Source organism: Rickettsiales endosymbiont of Stachyamoeba lipophora (assembly GCF_003932735.1).
In the GTDB taxonomy this organism is placed as follows: domain Bacteria; phylum Pseudomonadota; class Alphaproteobacteria; order Rickettsiales; family 33-17; genus RICK01.
The window spans coordinates 896,725-914,331 of sequence record NZ_CP033611.1; the positions used below are offsets into that span (position 1 = coordinate 896,725).

At 31.9% G+C, this 17,607-nt stretch carries 24 protein-coding genes and 1 pseudogene; 16 read left to right on the forward strand and 9 right to left on the reverse strand.

Translation table 11 applies throughout. From position 1 onward, the window contains the following. Position 1: 1 nt before the first annotated feature. Positions 2-724, reverse strand: a complete 723-nt coding sequence (locus EF513_RS04060; protein WP_125216137.1) for a YebC/PmpR family DNA-binding transcriptional regulator — start codon at positions 722-724, stop codon at positions 2-4. Positions 725-873: 149 nt separating this feature from the next. Here EF513_RS04060 and rpmH point away from each other — a divergent pair, with 149 nt between their 5' ends. From rpmH to EF513_RS04100, 8 genes are read left to right on the forward strand one after another with little or no spacing between them, the layout of a single operon-like run. Beyond that, positions 874-1,008, forward strand: a complete 135-nt coding sequence (gene rpmH / locus EF513_RS04065; protein WP_125216138.1) for a 50S ribosomal protein L34 — start codon at positions 874-876, stop codon at positions 1,006-1,008. Between the two features lie 10 nt (positions 1,009-1,018). Then, on the forward strand, positions 1,019-1,393 hold the full coding sequence (rnpA, locus tag EF513_RS04070; RefSeq protein WP_164503819.1) for a ribonuclease P protein component: 375 nt from the start codon (positions 1,019-1,021) through the stop codon (positions 1,391-1,393). After that, a complete protein-coding gene (gene yidD, locus EF513_RS04075; RefSeq protein ID WP_125216140.1) occupies positions 1,356-1,574 on the forward strand; it encodes a membrane protein insertion efficiency factor YidD in 219 nt (72 codons plus the stop codon). The genes rnpA and yidD overlap by 38 nt, the downstream gene beginning before the upstream one ends. 29 nt (positions 1,575-1,603) lie before the next feature. Then, positions 1,604-3,271 (forward strand): membrane protein insertase YidC, encoded by a 1,668-nt coding sequence (gene yidC / locus EF513_RS04080; RefSeq protein WP_125216141.1) that lies wholly within the window; start codon positions 1,604-1,606, stop codon positions 3,269-3,271. 4 nt (positions 3,272-3,275) lie between these two features. Continuing rightward, a complete protein-coding gene (yihA, locus tag EF513_RS04085) occupies positions 3,276-3,896 on the forward strand; it encodes a ribosome biogenesis GTP-binding protein YihA/YsxC (protein ID WP_125216142.1) in 621 nt (206 codons plus the stop codon). Further along, positions 3,871-4,830 (forward strand): amino acid kinase family protein, encoded by a 960-nt coding sequence (locus EF513_RS04090; protein ID WP_125216143.1) that lies wholly within the window; start codon positions 3,871-3,873, stop codon positions 4,828-4,830. The genes yihA and EF513_RS04090 overlap by 26 nt, the downstream gene beginning before the upstream one ends. Beyond that, positions 4,827-5,471: a guanylate kinase gene (gene gmk, locus EF513_RS04095; protein WP_125216144.1), complete on the forward strand. Its 645-nt coding sequence runs from the start codon at positions 4,827-4,829 to the stop codon at positions 5,469-5,471. The genes EF513_RS04090 and gmk overlap by 4 nt, the downstream gene beginning before the upstream one ends. Further along, positions 5,452-6,618 (forward strand): O-antigen ligase family protein, encoded by a 1,167-nt coding sequence (locus EF513_RS04100; protein WP_125216145.1) that lies wholly within the window; start codon positions 5,452-5,454, stop codon positions 6,616-6,618. Before gmk ends, EF513_RS04100 begins: the two co-directional genes overlap by 20 nt. Positions 6,619-7,090: 472 nt before the next feature. Here the strand turns inward: EF513_RS04100 and EF513_RS04105 are convergent, their stop codons facing one another. The 4 genes and pseudogenes from EF513_RS04105 to EF513_RS04125 form a co-directional block, all read right to left on the reverse strand. After that, positions 7,091-7,591: an NUDIX domain-containing protein gene (locus EF513_RS04105; RefSeq protein ID WP_125216146.1), complete on the reverse strand. Its 501-nt coding sequence runs from the start codon at positions 7,589-7,591 to the stop codon at positions 7,091-7,093. 306 nt (positions 7,592-7,897) lie between these two features. Then, positions 7,898-8,089, reverse strand: a complete 192-nt coding sequence (locus tag EF513_RS08085; protein ID WP_125216147.1) for a histidine phosphatase family protein — start codon at positions 8,087-8,089, stop codon at positions 7,898-7,900. A 47-nt stretch (positions 8,090-8,136) separates the two neighbouring features. Next, positions 8,137-8,391: pseudogene (locus EF513_RS08150) on the reverse strand (histidine phosphatase family protein). 72 nt (positions 8,392-8,463) lie between these two features. Continuing rightward, positions 8,464-9,351, reverse strand: coding sequence for a hemolysin family protein (locus EF513_RS04125; protein ID WP_125216149.1), 888 nt, complete (start codon positions 9,349-9,351; stop codon positions 8,464-8,466). Between the two features lie 99 nt (positions 9,352-9,450). Between EF513_RS04125 and EF513_RS04130 the strand changes: the two genes are divergently transcribed. Beyond that, positions 9,451-10,017 (forward strand): hypothetical protein, encoded by a 567-nt coding sequence (locus EF513_RS04130; RefSeq protein ID WP_125216150.1) that lies wholly within the window; start codon positions 9,451-9,453, stop codon positions 10,015-10,017. A gap of 3 nt (positions 10,018-10,020) precedes the next feature. Here EF513_RS04130 and pth read toward each other — a convergent pair whose 3' ends face one another. The 3 genes from pth to EF513_RS04145 are packed head-to-tail and all read right to left on the reverse strand — an operon-like array spanning position 10,021 to position 12,176. After that, positions 10,021-10,587, reverse strand: coding sequence for an aminoacyl-tRNA hydrolase (pth, locus tag EF513_RS04135; protein ID WP_125216151.1), 567 nt, complete (start codon positions 10,585-10,587; stop codon positions 10,021-10,023). Positions 10,588-10,610: 23 nt separating this feature from the next. After that, on the reverse strand, positions 10,611-11,219 hold the full coding sequence (locus EF513_RS04140; protein WP_125216152.1) for a 50S ribosomal protein L25/general stress protein Ctc: 609 nt from the start codon (positions 11,217-11,219) through the stop codon (positions 10,611-10,613). A gap of 30 nt (positions 11,220-11,249) precedes the next feature. Further along, positions 11,250-12,176, reverse strand: a complete 927-nt coding sequence (locus EF513_RS04145; protein WP_125216153.1) for a ribose-phosphate pyrophosphokinase — start codon at positions 12,174-12,176, stop codon at positions 11,250-11,252. Positions 12,177-12,341: 165 nt separating this feature from the next. On the opposite strand from EF513_RS04145, the gene EF513_RS04150 reads away from it, so the two are divergent. The 7 genes from EF513_RS04150 (at position 12,342) to EF513_RS04180 (ending at position 17,084) form a co-directional block, all read left to right on the forward strand. After that, positions 12,342-12,947, forward strand: coding sequence for a thioredoxin domain-containing protein (locus EF513_RS04150; RefSeq protein WP_125216154.1), 606 nt, complete (start codon positions 12,342-12,344; stop codon positions 12,945-12,947). Beyond that, the gene (locus EF513_RS04155; RefSeq protein WP_125216155.1) at positions 12,940-13,200 is read left to right on the forward strand and encodes an AtpZ/AtpI family protein; all 261 of its coding nucleotides are present in this window, start codon (positions 12,940-12,942) and stop codon (positions 13,198-13,200) included. The genes EF513_RS04150 and EF513_RS04155 overlap by 8 nt, the downstream gene beginning before the upstream one ends. Further along, positions 13,201-13,932: a F0F1 ATP synthase subunit A gene (locus EF513_RS04160; RefSeq protein WP_125216156.1), complete on the forward strand. Its 732-nt coding sequence runs from the start codon at positions 13,201-13,203 to the stop codon at positions 13,930-13,932. An 81-nt stretch (positions 13,933-14,013) separates the two neighbouring features. Then, positions 14,014-14,238 carry a F0F1 ATP synthase subunit C gene (locus tag EF513_RS04165; protein WP_125216157.1) on the forward strand — a complete coding sequence of 75 codons (225 nt, stop codon included), beginning with the start codon at positions 14,014-14,016 and terminating at the stop codon, positions 14,236-14,238. Between the two features lie 26 nt (positions 14,239-14,264). Beyond that, a complete protein-coding gene (locus EF513_RS04170; RefSeq protein ID WP_125216158.1) occupies positions 14,265-14,762 on the forward strand; it encodes a F0F1 ATP synthase subunit B family protein in 498 nt (165 codons plus the stop codon). Between the two features lie 43 nt (positions 14,763-14,805). Further along, positions 14,806-15,291 (forward strand): F0F1 ATP synthase subunit B family protein, encoded by a 486-nt coding sequence (locus tag EF513_RS04175; protein ID WP_125216159.1) that lies wholly within the window; start codon positions 14,806-14,808, stop codon positions 15,289-15,291. 5 nt (positions 15,292-15,296) lie between these two features. Then, positions 15,297-17,084: a glycosyltransferase family 2 protein gene (locus EF513_RS04180; RefSeq protein ID WP_125216160.1), complete on the forward strand. Its 1,788-nt coding sequence runs from the start codon at positions 15,297-15,299 to the stop codon at positions 17,082-17,084. Here the strand turns inward: EF513_RS04180 and EF513_RS04185 are convergent. Further along, on the reverse strand, positions 17,081-17,566 hold the full coding sequence (locus EF513_RS04185) for a Smr/MutS family protein (RefSeq protein WP_125216161.1): 486 nt from the start codon (positions 17,564-17,566) through the stop codon (positions 17,081-17,083). The two genes, EF513_RS04180 and EF513_RS04185, sit on opposite strands and share 4 nt — an antisense overlap. Positions 17,567-17,607 lie beyond the last annotated feature (41 nt).

Consider the following 17,607-nt stretch of genomic DNA (forward strand, 5'->3'; position numbering starts at 1 on the left):
ATTATATTATCTCGTAATTGCCGTAAACATTTTGCACATCATCTAAATCTTCTAAAATATCAACCATTTTAGATACTTTTTCAGCACTTTCTCCGTTTAATTGAGAGGTGGTAGAAGGTTTCCAAATAATGCCGGCTTGCATTGCTTCGCTGAATTTCTCATTTAATGCATCGCGTACAGTGTGGAAATTTTCAAGTGTGGTATAAATAATATGATATTCTTCTGTTGATTCAACATCTGTAGCGCCGCTTTCTATGGATACTTCTAAAATTGCATCACTGCTTATATTTTTAGCTTCATAAATAATTTCCCCAACATGTTCAAACATAAAAGCTACGCTGCCAGTTTCTCCTAGTTGGCCGCCGTATTTGCTAAAGGTTGATCTAACTTCAGAAGCAGTACGATTACGATTGTCTGTAAGGGCCTCTACTATTAAAGCAATTCCGCCAGGAGCATAACCTTCATATCTAATTTCTTCATAATTCTCTCCTATTTGAGGTTGAGAACCTTTTTGTATAGCATTTTCAATTCTATCTTTAGGCATGTTCACTGCTTTAGCAGCATTAACTGCCGTCCTAAGTCGTGGGTTGGCATCTAGATCTGCTTTGCCCATACGTGCTGCGGTGATAATTTCTCTAACAAGCTTGGTAAATCTTTTTGCGCGTTTGGCATCTTGTGCGCCTTTACGGTGCATAATATTTTTAAATTGTGAATGACCAGCCATTGGTTACCCTTAAAATCTTTTATTAAATTGCCCTCTTAAATTATAGCAAAAAAAAATCAAGTAAAGTGGGCTCTATAAGTATTTTATTAAAAAGTTTGACTTTTAGACTATCTTTAGTATATTCCTTTCCAAAAATAAAGGGTAATGTCATGAAACGTACATATCAGCCAAGCAACATCGTGCGTAAGCGCCGCCATGGATTTAGATCAAGAATGGCCACTTTAGGTGGTAGAAAAGTAATTGCTGCACGTCGCAAGAAGGGCAGAAGAAAGCTAACAGCATAACATTAAAAGCTTGTTTAAGTTATTTACTGTAAAAAAACGTATAGATTTTATTAAATTCAGACAGGTTGCACTGACGCAAATGTCTGAATTTTTTATTATCAAATTTTATAAGAATGAAGAAAATCAGACACAGTTTGGCTTTGTAGTTAGCAAGAAATTTAGCAAGAAAGCTGTTGTTAGAAATTCAATAAAACGTCGAATTAAAGCTGGTATAGCAGATATAAAACCACCTTTTACTCCTTGCTTAAATATTTTACTTATAGTAAAAAATAATGTTAGCAATGCTACATACAACTCTATTAGAGCAGATTTGAATCAATCATTTTTGAAGATGCAGCAAAAACTTAATGACCAAAATATTGATCATAATACTAAAAGCCTATAAATTATTAGTTTCTCCTTTTTTAGGAGAGGCGTGTAGATTTCGTCCTACTTGTAGTGAATATAGTATCGAGGCTCTAAAAGCTTATGGATTGCTTTATGGCTTGATTCTTACGGTAAAAAGAGTTATTAAATGTAACCCATTAGGTGCAAGTGGATTTGACCCAGTACCACCAAAAAAATAATATGATTGAATAGAGGGAGCAATACTATCATGGATGAGATTCGCAAAATTATTATGACTTTTGTAATTTGCGCAATAGCTATTGTGGGTTGGCAATATTTCTTTAAGCCCAAACCTCAGAATATTAACCAAACAGTTCTTCAGCAAGAAGTTGAAATTTTACCAAGAGAGCAAGCGATTGCGGCTACTAACAGTGATAGATTAAAAGTCCATACAAGCAAGCTATATGGCAGTATAAATTTAAAAGGTTTAAGATTTGATGATCTTAAACTTTTGGAATTTAATGAAAGCCAAGACAGTCAGAAAAAGGTAGAATTATTAAACCCTAGTAACACAAGCTATGGAGAGGTGGTAACCATAGGGTGGTTAAGTCCTGATAAATCTCTTAAGCTTCCTAATGTTGACTCATTATGGCATTCTAATTATTCTCATTTGATTTCCGGCACTCCCACAGAATTATCCTGGGATAATGGGGAAGGTTTAATTTTTAAAATTGTGCTTGAGCTAGACGAAGAATATATGTTGAAGATCAAGCAGTATGTAAAAAATAATTCAACAAAAGATGTGGTTATTAGTCCTTATGGGTTAATTGCTCAATATAAACCGGAAGGTGAAAAACCAGAAAAATTTGCAATTTTACACCAAGGACTAACCGGAATGTTTAATGGCGTGTTGCAAGAAGTATCATATGATAAAATACAAGACGATAAAAAGCTAGATCAAAAACTCAATGAAAATGGTTGGCTGGCTATCACTGATAAGTATTGGCTTACAAGTATTACTCCAGATACACGGTATAAGTTTGATTCAAGCTTTACTTTTAAAAGGCTTGGCAGAGTGGATAAATATCAAGTTGACTATGTAAGTGAGCAAATTTTAATTAAATCAGGCCAAACATTAAATTACACTAATTTCATTTATGCTGGAGCAAAGAAGCTAGATTTATTAGATAAGTACGAACAGCAATATAATATTAGTAATTTTGATCATGCGATAGATTTTGGGTGGTTATATTTTATTACTAAGCCAATGATCAAAGTGTTACAGTTTTTCTACAAGCACGTTAATAATTTCGGCATTGCGATTCTGATGCTGACTGTGGTTATTAAGTTAATTATGTTACCGCTTGCTAATAAGTCATATATATCAATGACTAAAATGAAATCGTTACAGCCGGTAGTAGCAAGATTGCAAAAGAAATATAAAGAAGACAAAATGCGCTTTAATTATGAATTGATGCAATTATATAAGCGTGAAAAGATCAATCCTCTTTCAGGGTGCTTACCGCTTTTGCTACAAATCCCAGTATTTTTTGCTTTATATAAAGTTCTGTTCGTCAGTGTGGAAATGCGTCATGCACCTTTTTTCGGTTGGATTCATGACTTATCAGCGCCAGATCCTACTTCGTTGCTTAATTTCTTTGGGCTTGCACCATGGGCTGCTCCTGATTTTTTAAGTATTGGTGTGTTGCCAGTTCTTATGGGCATTACCATGTATATGCAGCAACGTCTTAATCCTAAAGCGACTGATCCGGTGCAAGAGCAAGTTATGAAATTTATGCCTTTGGTGTTTATATTCATGTTCCATAACTTTCCAAGTGGTTTAGTACTTTATTGGGTATGGAATAATATCCTTTCTATTGGACAACAATGGCTTATTCAACGTTCAACCTTAAAAAAAATCGGCAAGATAGATTAAGTGTATGAATGAATTGGATCATGCTAATTGGTGTTTTAAACAAAATGTTTCATTTGAGGCAGGGGCGCAAAATTTAGATCAAATACCCAGTTTAGGTAGTTTAAAGGAGTTTGCGTTTGTAGGGCGATCGAATGTAGGTAAATCAAGCCTTATTAACGCGCTTACTTATAGAAATAGTTTGGCTCGAGTATCTTCCAATCCAGGCTGTACTAAACAAATAAATTTTTTCAAATTAAGTGATATTTTAGTACTAGTTGACCTTCCAGGCTATGGCTATGCAAAAATCTCAGCTACAGAAAGGCAACATTGGTCACAAGTTATCACTAAATACTTAGTTGGACGTGTGGAGCTTACTAGGATATTTTTACTGATTGATGCGCGGCATGGTGTTAAGCCTAATGATTTGGAAATTATGAAGATTTTAGATAGCTGTGGGATTTCTTATATGTTAGTATTTACAAAAGCTGATAAAACCAGTAAAAATATACTAAAGGCGCATGAGGAAAATGCACAAAATCTGTTTAAACTGCATCCTGCAATGTATCCTAAGCAGCTGTATACTAGCAGTGAAGCAAAGCAGGGTATTGAGGAACTAAGATATGAAATTATTAAAGCCAATTCCTAAAAAACCTAAAGCTCGTATTAAATTAGACAAAGGATCTGCCTCTAAACAGCGTCAATATAATCAAAAATTTAAAGTTCTTAGTGAGGCTATTCCTTACGTAGAGCTATATAATGGCCAGGTAGTAGTAATTGCCATTGAAGATAGTATTATTGCAAATAACGATCAATTGAAATTATTTGCTGAAGACGTAGTATTATTAAAAAGAGCAGGGATAAATCCTATTATTGTGCATAATGCTGAGCATGGTTTAAAGAATTTTTTTGAGCGCATGAAAATCACTTATGAAACTCATAATGGGCAAATTATAGTTAATAAGCGCAACATTGAACTGGTTGAAATGGTTTGCTCTGCCAGTGTAAATAAGGCGATTGTAACTGCCATTAATGATGCAGAAGGAATGGCGATAGGAATTTCTGGTAAAGATGGCAAGCTTATAGAAGCTAAAAAATCCAAAATTATTTCACGTAATAAAAATAATGTAGATCAAATTGTAGATAATACTTATGCGGGTGATCCTATTATGATCAATCCGTCTATACTTGCTCCTTTTGAAGAATCAGAGATTATACCGGTTATTTCTCCTATAGGATATAATGAAGCAGTGCAAGCTATTTACCTTGAATCAATTAGTATTGCCAGCTGTATTGCTTCATCAATTGCAGCTTCTAAATTAATCGTTATGAGTAATCATAACCTTTTTATTGATGAGGAAGGTAAAGTGATTGAGGAGATGGCCTCTAATGAAGCTGTTAAATATATAGAAAAATTTGATACACATTTGGCGCGTAAGTTACAAATGGCAATAAGTACTGTTGATTATTTTAGTGAGACTGTACATTTTGTTAATAGTAATATTATGCACGGGCTAGTATTTGAAATCTTATCAGATGAGCGTCCAGGTACCTTGGTTTTTTCAACTGTTGCTGAACTATGAACCTGCCTAACCGTCATGGAATGATGATAATTATTTCTTCTCCATCAGGAGCAGGTAAGAGTACAATTTGTAAAATGCTTTTGAAAAATGAATCATCCCTTCAAATATCAGTCTCAGTAACCACTAGAGAAAGGCGCCAATCAGAAATTGAAGGGCAAGATTATTTTTTTATTTCTAAAGATGATTTTCTTGAGATGAAGAATAACAATCAACTTTTAGAATATGCCGAAATATATGGCAACTCTTATGGTAGTCCTAGTAAAATCATTTTTGACCAACTTAATCAAGGTGTTGATATACTATTTGATATAGATTGGCAGGGAGCTAGGCAAATTTATCAAAATTGTTCAAAGTACAATATAATAAGTATTTTTATTTTACCTCCATCAATAAATGAACTGTATAATAGGCTTCAAAAGCGGGCTGAAGATTCAAAGGAAGTAATCCAAAAACGCTTGCAGAATGCTAAAACTGAAATACAGCATTTTAATGAATATGATTATGTTATAATTAATAGCAAAGTAGAAGATACATTTAAGCAGATTGAGCAAATTATTAATACTGAACGACTTAAAAGACATAGAAATCCCTATCTAATACAATTTATAGAAGGCATGATCAGTGATAAAGCTAGCTGCTAATATACTCCCTATTATTGCCTTTCCAATAGTGACGCTGGGAGGATTGGCAGCAGCACCAATTTACTTAATCATAGCATGTATAGCTTTATTTAAACGCATTGCTAGCAAGAGTGGCATAGCCGCTTTATTAAAAGACGATCTGTTTATATTACTGCTAAGCTTTTCTTTTTATTCGGTAATAAGCGTTTTTATAGGATTTAATCCATTAAAGGCATTAGCTTCTTGGTTTTTCATTTGGCCACTAATTTTAAGCTATTTTATAGTCAATTTGAATCCTTTTGTTATTAAAAAAGAGTATTTAATCTACGGATTTATTTTTGCGTTAATACTTGCCTTCTTTGAAGTATTTACCGATGGAACAATAATTAAATTTGCACATCAATTTGCATTTAAGCCAAATCATAGTTGGTTCTTACATGATTTAAATCGAGGAATGACATTTTTAGCAATGATCATATGGCCAATCATCTTAAAATTAAATTTAAATCGCGAGTCAACAATTGCTACTATCTTATTTATGATAACTTTATATTTAGTTGGTATTTCTGATTCGTTATCTGCAGCGGTAGCTTTAATGCTCAGTGCTACTGTCTTTGTTGTTCTATATTATTTCCCAAAGCTTTTTAAAATTTATAAGATAATTATTATAACTTCAATCCCCCTATTTTTCTTGGTTTTTTATACACTTGAGCCGACTATATGGCATGAAAAGTTAAATTTTCTACCATTATCTGCAATTCATCGTTTTTTCATATGGCATCATTGTGCTAGTAGAATTATAGAATATCCATTTGGGGTAGGGTTTAATGGTAGTCGATTTGTACCATTTGATCATATGGAAGTACATGATTTTTGGGGGCCTTTATTACCCCTTCATCCGCATAATTTAATATTGCAATTTACCGTAGAGTTTGGGTGGATGGGGTTAATATTTTTAATTGCACTTACTCATATAGTGATACAAAAACTTTATAAGCTTAAAGATCATAAAGCCAGGGCTTTAGCGTTTGCGATGTTCACTTGCTACTATATAATAGCACTTATTTCTTATGGTATATGGCAACAATGGTGGATTTCTGTTAATATAATAAGTATATTACTGTTCAAAAAGTTTTTAGAAGAAAAAAATAATATTAAGATTAGTTAAAAAATTTTGTATCAATCAGGCTTAATACTTTGCTGCTATTAATTTATATACATTAGAATAGTTAATTTTAATTCAGTGATTTTAGGATTAACCATCAATCAAAGTTCCATATATAGCAAAAAAGTTACAACCTATTTTTCCTTTGCAATATAATGCGTGATCTTAAATACCTTGGTCGATTTTTTATAGCCCTGAAAAAAATAACAAATAGGTTTTGGAAAATTAAAATATAAGTAAATGCCAGCTTGTTTATAGTGTATTTCAAGAGATTTGATAGATTGTTATCATTAAGTAATTCGGCTTTATTAATTAGCATGTTGCTGTTAAATTGAAAGGAGTTTGCTCTTTTTGCTTTATTGCCGATATTCTTTAAAAAGTATCGATCTAAATAGCATATCAAGGTAATTTTAGTGTTTGATGCATATGTTGATTTACCACTTCCAAGAACTCATAAATATCATGATTCATGGCATTATTTTCTTGTAGCAGCCGGTATTGAACATTCAATTTGAAAGGCGTCTTTATGGTCTTTTTTTAACCATTTCATAATATGCTTAGCAATAGAGTGAGGTAGTATGTATAATTTCTCTAGGTCTTCTAGCTTAATCCATTCAAGTCCAACATGCTCTTCTCTTTGCTTAGGGATTATTTGTGCTTCTAAATTGCTTTCGACTAAAAATGTAAAACTATACTCATGTGAATGACAACACTTAATTTTAGGATCGATATTTCTAGAAAAGTCATTTTCTAAACAGCCTAAAAACTGTTTAATTTGAAAATCATAATTTCCTATTTCTTCTATTAATTCGCGTTCTAGAGCCTGAATTGCTGATTCTCCATGTTCTACATGCCCACCTGGAAAATAGTAAAATCTATTATTAATAGCTAGTTCTGGGTTGTATACTAATAGAATGTAACCATCCTTGATAATAACACCTCTAGAAATGATATGAATATTTTGATTATTTGGCACTTTGTTCTTTCATTGGTTGTTGTATCAGTAAAGAGTATTTATCTTAATGCTCTCAGTAATATTGAGTAAAGGGATTGCTGTTTTTTTAAGTGTTACTTGAATATCCTTATCAATCATCATCTGATAGGCCTTGTCTCTGATGATCTTATTTTTCATATCTTTATTAGTTTAGTATCTTTGATAATATTTACTATTGTGCTTAAAAGACTATAATTTAAGCAACGTTATTTTATAATATATTTAACTTAATTGATGTACCAGCCACACTTAGAGATTGCAAGTTCAAACAAATAAGGTTAGCAATTATTAAGCTTCTCTATTAAATAAGCCGCTCACTTTTATTAAAGCCGAATAAACACCTCCGTGGGAAACTATTAAACGATGGGAATAACCCTCTAATATTTCTGAAAGGTGCTTAATAATTCTTGTGGTAAATTCATCTGCACTTTCAGCTCCACTGGAGATAGTAAGACCGCTCGCCCAGTTATTTTCAAGCAATTAAATGCTTTTTAATGTCTCTTCTCATTCCCTGAAATTACATTCTTTTAGCCATCGTGGGTAATAATATTAATATTGAATTGCTTTGCTATAATTTCTGCAGTTTTAGATGCTCTTTTTAAAGGACTGAAGCTAATAAAGTTAGTTACTAAGGATTTTTGCCGCTCAATGGGCTTGATTTATACCATTTTGATTTAAAAAGGTATATCAGTTTTTCTCACTAGGCATCCTTCCACATTCCAATTTGTTTGACCGTGACGAATAAAATAGAAAGAATTTAAAGGTAATATAGTGGCAGTCATTTTAAGTATTGTATAATATTTCAGCTTCAATATCTGGTTATTTTGCTATCATAATCAAATATTGAAACATAATTATTCTGAATGTGCAGTTGCTGTAGATTGGTACATAGGGGTGATATTGATCCGAACTCTTTTAAGATTTCTAGGATCGGCATCAATAATTTCAAAATCACATCCTAATGGATTATGAATTATAGTACCTTTTTTAGGAACTTCACCACTTAGTAAGAAAATTAATCCTGCTAAAGTTTCGCAATCTTCTTCTTCACCATCAAAAATATTCATGCCTAGTGTCTCTTCAAGGTTTTTGATAGAGATCCTTGCGTTGGCTTCATAGATGTTATCATGTAAGCGGATGATTTCTGGCTCTTCCATCTTATCATGTTCATCATCGATAGTACCTACAATTTGCTCTAACAAGTCTTCAATGGTAACTAGTCCTGATACGCTACCATATTCATCAAGCACGATGGCCATATGAGTACGATTGCTACGCATTTTAACAAGCAGGTCTAATATCCGCATGCTAGGTACAGCAAAAAGTAATGGTCGAATAATGTCTGATAAGCTATAAGGCTTACGACCAGTTATTTGAGGTAGCAAATCTTTCATATGCACAAAACCAATAATATTATCAAGCTGCTGATCATAAATTGGAAGGCGTGCATATTCTTGTTCTATAGCTATATCCAGAATATCATTTAGTTCTGCGCTAGCATTAACAGCGATGATATCATTTCTAGGAATCATAATATCTTCAACGGTTAATGACCCAAATTCAATAATATTGTGTAATAATAACCTACCTTCTAAATGGGTAATTTTATTACCTTTATCATAAGCTTTAATAAGCTCGATAACTAACTCATCAACCGTTTTAGGCTTGAGAGGTTTTTTTAAAATTTTATTGAAAAAAGAGGTTAGAAAATTAAAGTTAATAAGACTCGGGTGATCCTTCATAAATAATAAAAATTAAGTTTAACTTCATTTAATTATACTGGATAATAATTCTATTGGAAGCTATATTTTTTGTTTATCAAGCGGAGCAGGATTATTTTTATGAAGTTAATGATTTTAGCGATGATTATGTTGCTATTAAGAGTAGAAAATATGTTGGCGCAAGAATTTGTAGGCTATACTCAACTTAATGATCAAGCTTTAGAAGATATAAAAATTATAGGTTCCGCCAAAATAAGTAATTCAACTTTTAGAAATCTTGAAATTATTGGTGCAGTAGAAATAGAAAATGTAAAAGTGCAAAATAAATTGAATATTATTGGGCCCATATTAAAATCGAAAACGCTCAATGCACCTTATGCAGAGATAGCAGGTTCTTTTCAAGGTGATAATATTTTAATAGAGCATCTTAAAGTAGCTGGTGATATACATGCTAGTAATTCTATTTTCAAAAAATTGGAATTTACTGGGGACTATATAAATCTAGTAAGTTCAAAAGTTGAACGCTTAAAAATTTATTCACAGGAAAACGGGAGTGAGGTTAAACAAATAAGGCTTAATTTAAAAAATAGTGCAATTGAGCAGGAAATTGAGACTATAGGCCATAATAAAATTATAATTTTTAAAGAAGCGTTGTCTATCAATGATATCATAGAATCAACAAAGTAAATTTTAATTAAATTCACGAAGCTTAGAAGTAAATATACTGAGTTCTTTATCTAATAATAAAGTAATATTCTCACCTATTTTAGGAAAATTATCGTTTATTAAGACTTCTAACTCTTGCTGTGAGAAGTTGCTTAAAACGTAATCTGATATATTAGTTGATCTGCCTACACCGAAACGTATACGATAATAATTATTGCCTATTAAGCTATCAATAGACTTAATGCCATTATGGCCGCCACTGCCTCCTCCAAATTTAGCTTTAATTTTGCCAAAAGGTAGATCGATTTCATCGTGGCAAACAATTATATCTTCTGGCTTAATCTTATAGAAGGTCATAGCTTTTTGGATAGCTTTACCGGAGAGATTCATATAGGTTTGGGGTTTGAGTAAAATAATTTTTTGATTTTGTAGAGTTATGGATTCTACTTCGGCATCAAATTTATTTTGATAGCTGGGTTTTGAAAGGTTATTAATATACATTTGTAGGTAATCAATAAATAAAAAACCTACATTATGCCTTGTAAAAGTATAAGAAGGCCCTGGATTTCCAAGGCCTACTATCATTTTCATAATTTATAAAGTCCGTAAACTAATTATTCTGCTGAGCCGGCGGCCTGTTCCTGTGCCTCATCTTCGCTGCCACGACCTACAATGGTAACTAATGTAATGTTTTCATGGCCTGCAAATTTTGCACCTTTTGGAAGTTTAAGATCTTCCATATGAATGCTATTATTAATATTAAGATCGGCTAAATCAATATCAATCTGAGCTGGAATAGTCATTGGGTTGCATAATAATTCTATCTCACGACGAACAATATTTACTACCCCGCCACGTTTAACGCCAAGAGATTTATCTTGGTTGATGAAATGTAGTGGTACGTGTACTTTAATCTCAGCATCCGTAGAAACAAACATAAAATCCATATGTTCAATTTTATCAGTTACTGGGTGATATTGTACTATATAAGGAATAGCGAGATGCTTTTTTCCTTTAACTTCTATGTTAAGCAATTTAGACATGAAGCCGCCCTTGCGTGAACGAAGAGTTATTTCATGCTCATTAATTGCAAGATTAATATTTTCTTTACCATGGCCATACACTATTGCAGGGACCATGCCGTTTCTTCTTAATTCTCTAGCAGCGCCTTTGCCCATTTCTTCGCGCAGTTCTGCTGCTAATGTATCAATTTCAGTACTCATTAAGTGACTCCTTAAAACAAATTTTACGTTTTAATCAAATAAGCTTGCTATTGATGTTTCTTCAGATACCCTTTTTATAACTTCTGCTAGAAGTGGGGCAACTGAGACCACCCTTATTTTTTTATTATTTAAATTTTGGTGAGGTATAGTATCTGTAATGATTAAATTTTTCAATTGCGAATTTAAAATTCTTTCATGAGCATTTTGTGAAAAAACTCCATGTGTCGCGTAAGCATTAACAGATTTAGCCCCCTGGTCCAATAAAGCTTGAGCTGCATTGCACAATGTTCCTGCTGAATCTACAATATCATCAACTAAGATGCAATCTTTTCCTTTGATGTTTCCTATGATGTTCATTACTTCGGAAAGTCCTGGCTTTTCTCTTCTTTTGTCGACAATTGCTAGATCAACATTCAATTTTGATGCAAAATTTCTTGCTCTTACCACTCCTCCTACATCAGGAGAAACTATAGTTAAGTTTTTAGTATCAAAATGACTTATAATATCATTAATCAATACTGGCAAGGCTTTAATATTATCAACGGGAATATCAAAAAATCCCTGTACCTGCTCTGCGTGTAGATCTACCATAATAACTTTATCAGCTCCAGCAGTAGCAATTAGGTTGGCAACTAACTTAGCTGAAATGGGAGTTCTTGGTTGTACCCTTCGGTCTTGTCTTGCATACCCGAAATAAGGAATAACTGCCGAAATACGTTTTGCAGAAGATCGTTTTAAAGCGTCAATGCAGATAAGTAATTCCATTATATGGTCATTGGTTGGAGTGCAGGTAGATTGAACAACAAATACATCTTTCCCACGAACATGCTCATGGATTTCTACAAAAATCTCGCCATCTGCAAAATATTTAATACCTGCCTGAAGTAAATTTATACCTAAATAGCTTGCCATATGTTGGCTTAAAAGTTTATTACTATTCCCAGCTAAAATATGCATATTTATACAATTTATTCTTCTAGAGCATAACTAAAATGAATTAATATATTGCAATATATTAAAGCAGTTTAATTGTTAAAACCTCTTGCTTTTAGCACATTTAGTTAATATTGTAAACATTAAACAAATTAAATTAATCGCAATATAATAAAAGGCCGGTTTGATATGAACAAGTTAATTAAGTTGTTATCTTTAATTATAATGCTGTCTAATTTATCAGTTGCCGATAATATTCAGCCTGCAAGCAAGTATTTAGGTTTTATTGATCAAGATATAATACTTGGTAATCCTTCATCTAAGAAATACTTAATAGTGTATTCATCCTTATCTTGCCCGCATTGTTCGGATTTTTATAATAAAATATTTCCCAAACTTAAAAGTGAGTTGATTGATACTAATAAAATTGCTTTTGCTAATCGTAGTTTTATTTCGGATCGTGTAAGTCTTGCAGGAACGATGCTAGCTATGTGCAATGGTAACGAAAATTATTATACAATGCTTAAAGTGCTATATTCCAAATCAGACTATTGGGTAGTAAATCCAAATTATTTACAAATATTGGAAAAGCTAGCTAACTTAGGTGGTATTAACTCTGAACGGTTTCATAAGTGTGTCAATGATCAAGCATTGCAGACACGCCTGGTAGATAGCCAAAAAGCTGCGCTGAATGAGTTAAATATAAGTGCTATCCCTGCTTTTATCATTAATGGTAAAGTTCTTGTAGGTTTGCTTGACTATAAAAGAATTAAAGAGGAGCTTAATATTGAATAAGCAAAACTCCGATGATATCGAACAACTTGAGCAAAGAATAAAAAATTTAGAAAAAAAACTTACAAGAAAAAATATCAAAAAACCTGATGAATTAAAAAATTTAGCGCTAGATTTTATAGCAATGCTGTTGATAGCGGCTTTTTTAGGATATTTTATTGATAAATCATTTGACACCGCGCCAATTTTTTTATTGATTTCAATACTATTTGGGTTTATCTCTGGAGTATGGCAAATTATTCAAAAAATTAAATAAATGTCTGGCAGCGATCCGTTACATCAATTTGAAATAAAAAAACTATTAGACATAAACCTGTTTGGTTATGATATTAGCTTTACTAATTCCTCACTCTTCATGTTATTAGCAAGTGTTATTTCCATCATTTTTTTATTATCTGCAGTAAAAAATGCACGTTTAGTGCCACATAGATTGCAAATTTTAGGAGAATCTTTGTATGGTTTTATTGAAAATTTAATAGAGGATAATATTGGGGAAGAAGGTAAAAAATTTATACCTTTAGTTTTTTCAGTATTTATCTTTGTATTAATGGCTAACTTACTTGGCATGCTACCATATGGATTTACGGCCACTAGTCATATAATTGTTACTTTTACTCTTGCAAGCATTGTATTTTTTACTGTTACAATTTATGGATTTATACGCAATGGGGTTAGTTTTTTATCAATTTTCTTACCTTCTGGTACACCCCTTTGGCTTGCGCCTCTAATGATTTTAATTGAATTTTTTACTTTTTTGGCAAGACCGTTTACTTTGGCAATTCGTTTAGCTGGTAATATGATGGCGGGACATGTGCTTATGAAAGTTCTTGCGTCATTTGTAATTGGTTTGGGAATATATTTGGGATGGGTGCCACTTCCTCTTATGGTAATAATCGCAGGATTTGAAATTTTTGTATCAATATTACAAGCTTATATATTTACAATATTAACCTGTGTATATTTAAATAGCGTAATACATTTACATTAATTTACCAATACTCAGTGAAATAATCTGCTTTGGTAAATTGGTGTAAATAAAACTTGGAAACTTTTAAAGGAGTTTATTATTATGGATGCTCAATCAATGAAATATATTGCTATTGGTCTTATGGCTATTGGTATGTTTGGTGCTGCAATGGGGGTGGGTAATATTTTTACTGCACTTTTAAATGCTATTGCTCGCAATCCTGCCGTAGAAGCTAAAATGTCTGGCAGAGCGCTACTCGGTGCTGCAATGGTAGAAGCAATGGGAATATTTGCTTTAGTAGTTGCTTTCATTTTAATCTATAGTTAGTACTATAGCCTTATTGAGGAGTTATCATGCCGCAGCTTGATTTGTCTACTTATCTATCTCAGGTTTTTTGGCTAATTGTAGCATTTGGCCTGTTGTTTGCGTTCTTATGTTACTATATAACTCCTCATCTTGGCGGTATAATAAAAAATCGTGGAGATAAAATCAAATCTGATTTACTTCAGGCTGAACAGCTTAAAAAAAATGCTAAATCATTAGATGATAATATTGAAGTAGAAATCAGAAATGCTCACAAGGCAGCAAACCAGAGAATTACAAAAGCAGTTCAGGAATGCCAAGAAAAATTGGCAGAATCTATGATTGAGAAAGAAAATGAAATAGTAGAAAAAGCCTTACTTTCTGAAAATAAAATAAACAAATTTATCGAAGAATCAAAAGATAATATTGATGAATTGGTACATGCTATTGCGCAAACTATTACAGAAAGATTGCTTAGTAAGCCGGTTAGTCGGCATGATATAACTAATCAAATTAAATTAGCTCAAAAACTTGTAAAGAAGACTTGAAATTACTATATAATCAATAAATAGAAAACATATAGGAAATAACATGATTAAATTTGATGAAACTTTTTGGGTAGGTATTTCGGTTTTATTATTTGTTGGTTTGGTTTTTAAGCCAATCCAAAAGTTATTAAAAAAATACATTGATAATAGAATAACCGAGGTGCAGAATCAGCTTGCTGAAGCTGAGCAACTTAAACGCGATGCTGAAGAACTGTTAACCAAGTATCTTCAAAAACAACAAGATATCGAAAATGAGATTAAAAAGCTTTATGAAAATGCTGAAAAAGAAATAAAGAAAATTCATGAAACTGCTGAAAATAATTTATTGGCAACTCTGAAGCAAAAATCAGAACAGGCTATACAAAGAATAAACCAATATGAAACCACTATTCTTACAGAAGTACGTAATCAGGCAGTTGAAATAGCTTTTTTAGCGATAAAAAGTATTATTCGTGAAAGAATGAGTATAGAGGATTCTGAAAAGCTTCTAGATTCTGTTATTAATGATCTGGATAACCGGATAAATTAATATTTGTGTTAGAATTAAAATTAAAAGATTTAAGTAAATTATATAATTTGCTTAGTTCTAAAAGTTTTTTCTCTCTAGAAAAATTTAACGATATAGTTGCTAATCATACACTAGAAAAAAGTGTTAATTTAAATTATCTTGTATCTAATGATCTTCTTAATAAGGAAGATTACATTGAATTAGCTGGAAAACAGGCTAATTACAGTTTCAGCTTAAATATAAAACACGATCACAATTTGTTAAGTAATTTTTTTTCAACAGAAGATTATATTAGCCATAGTTTTTTATGTTTTAACTATCATGATAGTTTTATAATTTACCTTTCTGACTTTAATGACGAGCTAGAAGAGAAATGTAATCAAAACTTTAGTAACTATCAAATATATCTTACGGATAGGCAGCTAATTAACCAGTTTATTGTAAACTATCTGGTTAAAGATGATGAAAATATAAGACAGATCTTACCTATATCTCAAAATTTATCAGCAAAGAAATTAGCTAACTTTAGTTATCTAAAGCTGAGTATGGTAGTTGCCTTAATAAATACTTTAGGGGTCACCTTCTTGCCTAATTGGCTTGAATATTTATTGTTATTTTTTGGTATTCTATATTTAGCTGAAAATAGTCTTAAACTCATTACCGTCTTAAGTGGTTTGGGTGGGTATATTTTAAATAGGTTTCAGCCCAAATATGAAATATTTGATTATCCGGTTTATACCTTGCTTGTACCTCTTTTTAAAGAAGCAAATATTATTAAGCAGCTAATAGATAGTATTTTACAGCTTAATTATCCAAAGCATAAACTTGATGTAATATTTTTGCTTGAAGAGGGTGATGAACTGACTATCAACGAATGTAAAAAATATGTACCTAGCTTTTTTAATATACTAATCCTTCCCGAAAGCTTACCTAAAACTAAACCTAAGGCATTAAATTTTGGGCTTGTTTTTGCTAAAGGTGAATTTGTTACTATTTATGATGCAGAAGATATTCCTGATCCAGATCAACTTAGAAAAGCAGTAAGTAAGTTCAGTAGATCTTCAAAGAGGGTAGCTTGCTTACAAGCTAGATTAAATTATTATAATTACGATCATAATCTGCTAACCAAGTTTTTTGCAATTGAATATAGTATTTGGTTTGATTTGTTAATACCTGGCCTTTCTGCTTTGAAGTTACCTGTGCCCCTTGGTGGCACAAGTAATCATTTTCGAACGGAAGTGCTAAAAAAAATCGGAGGATGGGATAGCTATAATGTTACTGAAGATGCTGATTTAGGAATTAGATTGGCTAGAAGTGGCTATAAAACCAAAATAATAGATAGTAAAACTTTAGAAGAAGCAGTAAGCGTTGTACCCAATTGGCTAGGACAGCGTTCACGTTGGACCAAAGGGTATTATCAAACATTTTTAGTACATTTCTTAGAGCCTTTAAAGTTATTAAAAGCCATTAAGTTCAAAAGCTTTGTAAGTTTTATGATTTTTGTAGGCATTCAGCCTTTATTATTTTTAATCAACCCATTAATTGTGGTTATCGGTGGATATAATAGCATTACGAATAAACATTTTACTTTAACTTGCTTGCCGTCAATCTGTTTAATCAATTTAACTTTAATGGTTACTTTACCTATTTTATTTGCATCAATAGTAATAATTAAAAATAAGTGGTTTAAGCTGCTACCTATCATGGTGATTTATCCGTTTTATTTTATTTTACATTCAATTGCAGCCTATAAAGCAGTAAGAGGGCTAATTAGTAAGCCTTTCTACTGGTATAAAACTAAGCATGGTAGCTAATTGCGTAATTTAATAATGTAAGCACCTTCTCCGCCTAATTTAGGAGGAGCTTGGATAAAATATTTTATTATTTCACTAAGCTCCTGCGCCCATTTAGGCAATTCATTTTTTAGTTTTCCTTCATATTGATTTTGCTCATTAAATTGCCCCTTGCCAGTAACCACTAAAATGGTGTTTAAACCTTGTTGCTTAGCATTCAATATAAATTTAATAAATTTTATTTTTGCTTTTTCGATGATGAAACCATGTAAATCAATCGATGCATCAATTGATTGGTTTTTAATTTTTCTTAATTTGGTTTTGTGGGTGTTATCAATAAAGCTAAAATTTTTAACTTCCAAAGCATGAAGCTTAAAATCTTCTTTTGTAATAGAATAAAGGTTATTATTTAAAGCTGCATTATTAAAATGCGGCTTCTTTTTATCTTTACTAGCTAGCTTTTTTACCTTTTTGGTATATTCTTCCCAATCAGAAATATTCATATGGATAGTTGGTTATACTTGCAATCATTAAAACAATAATT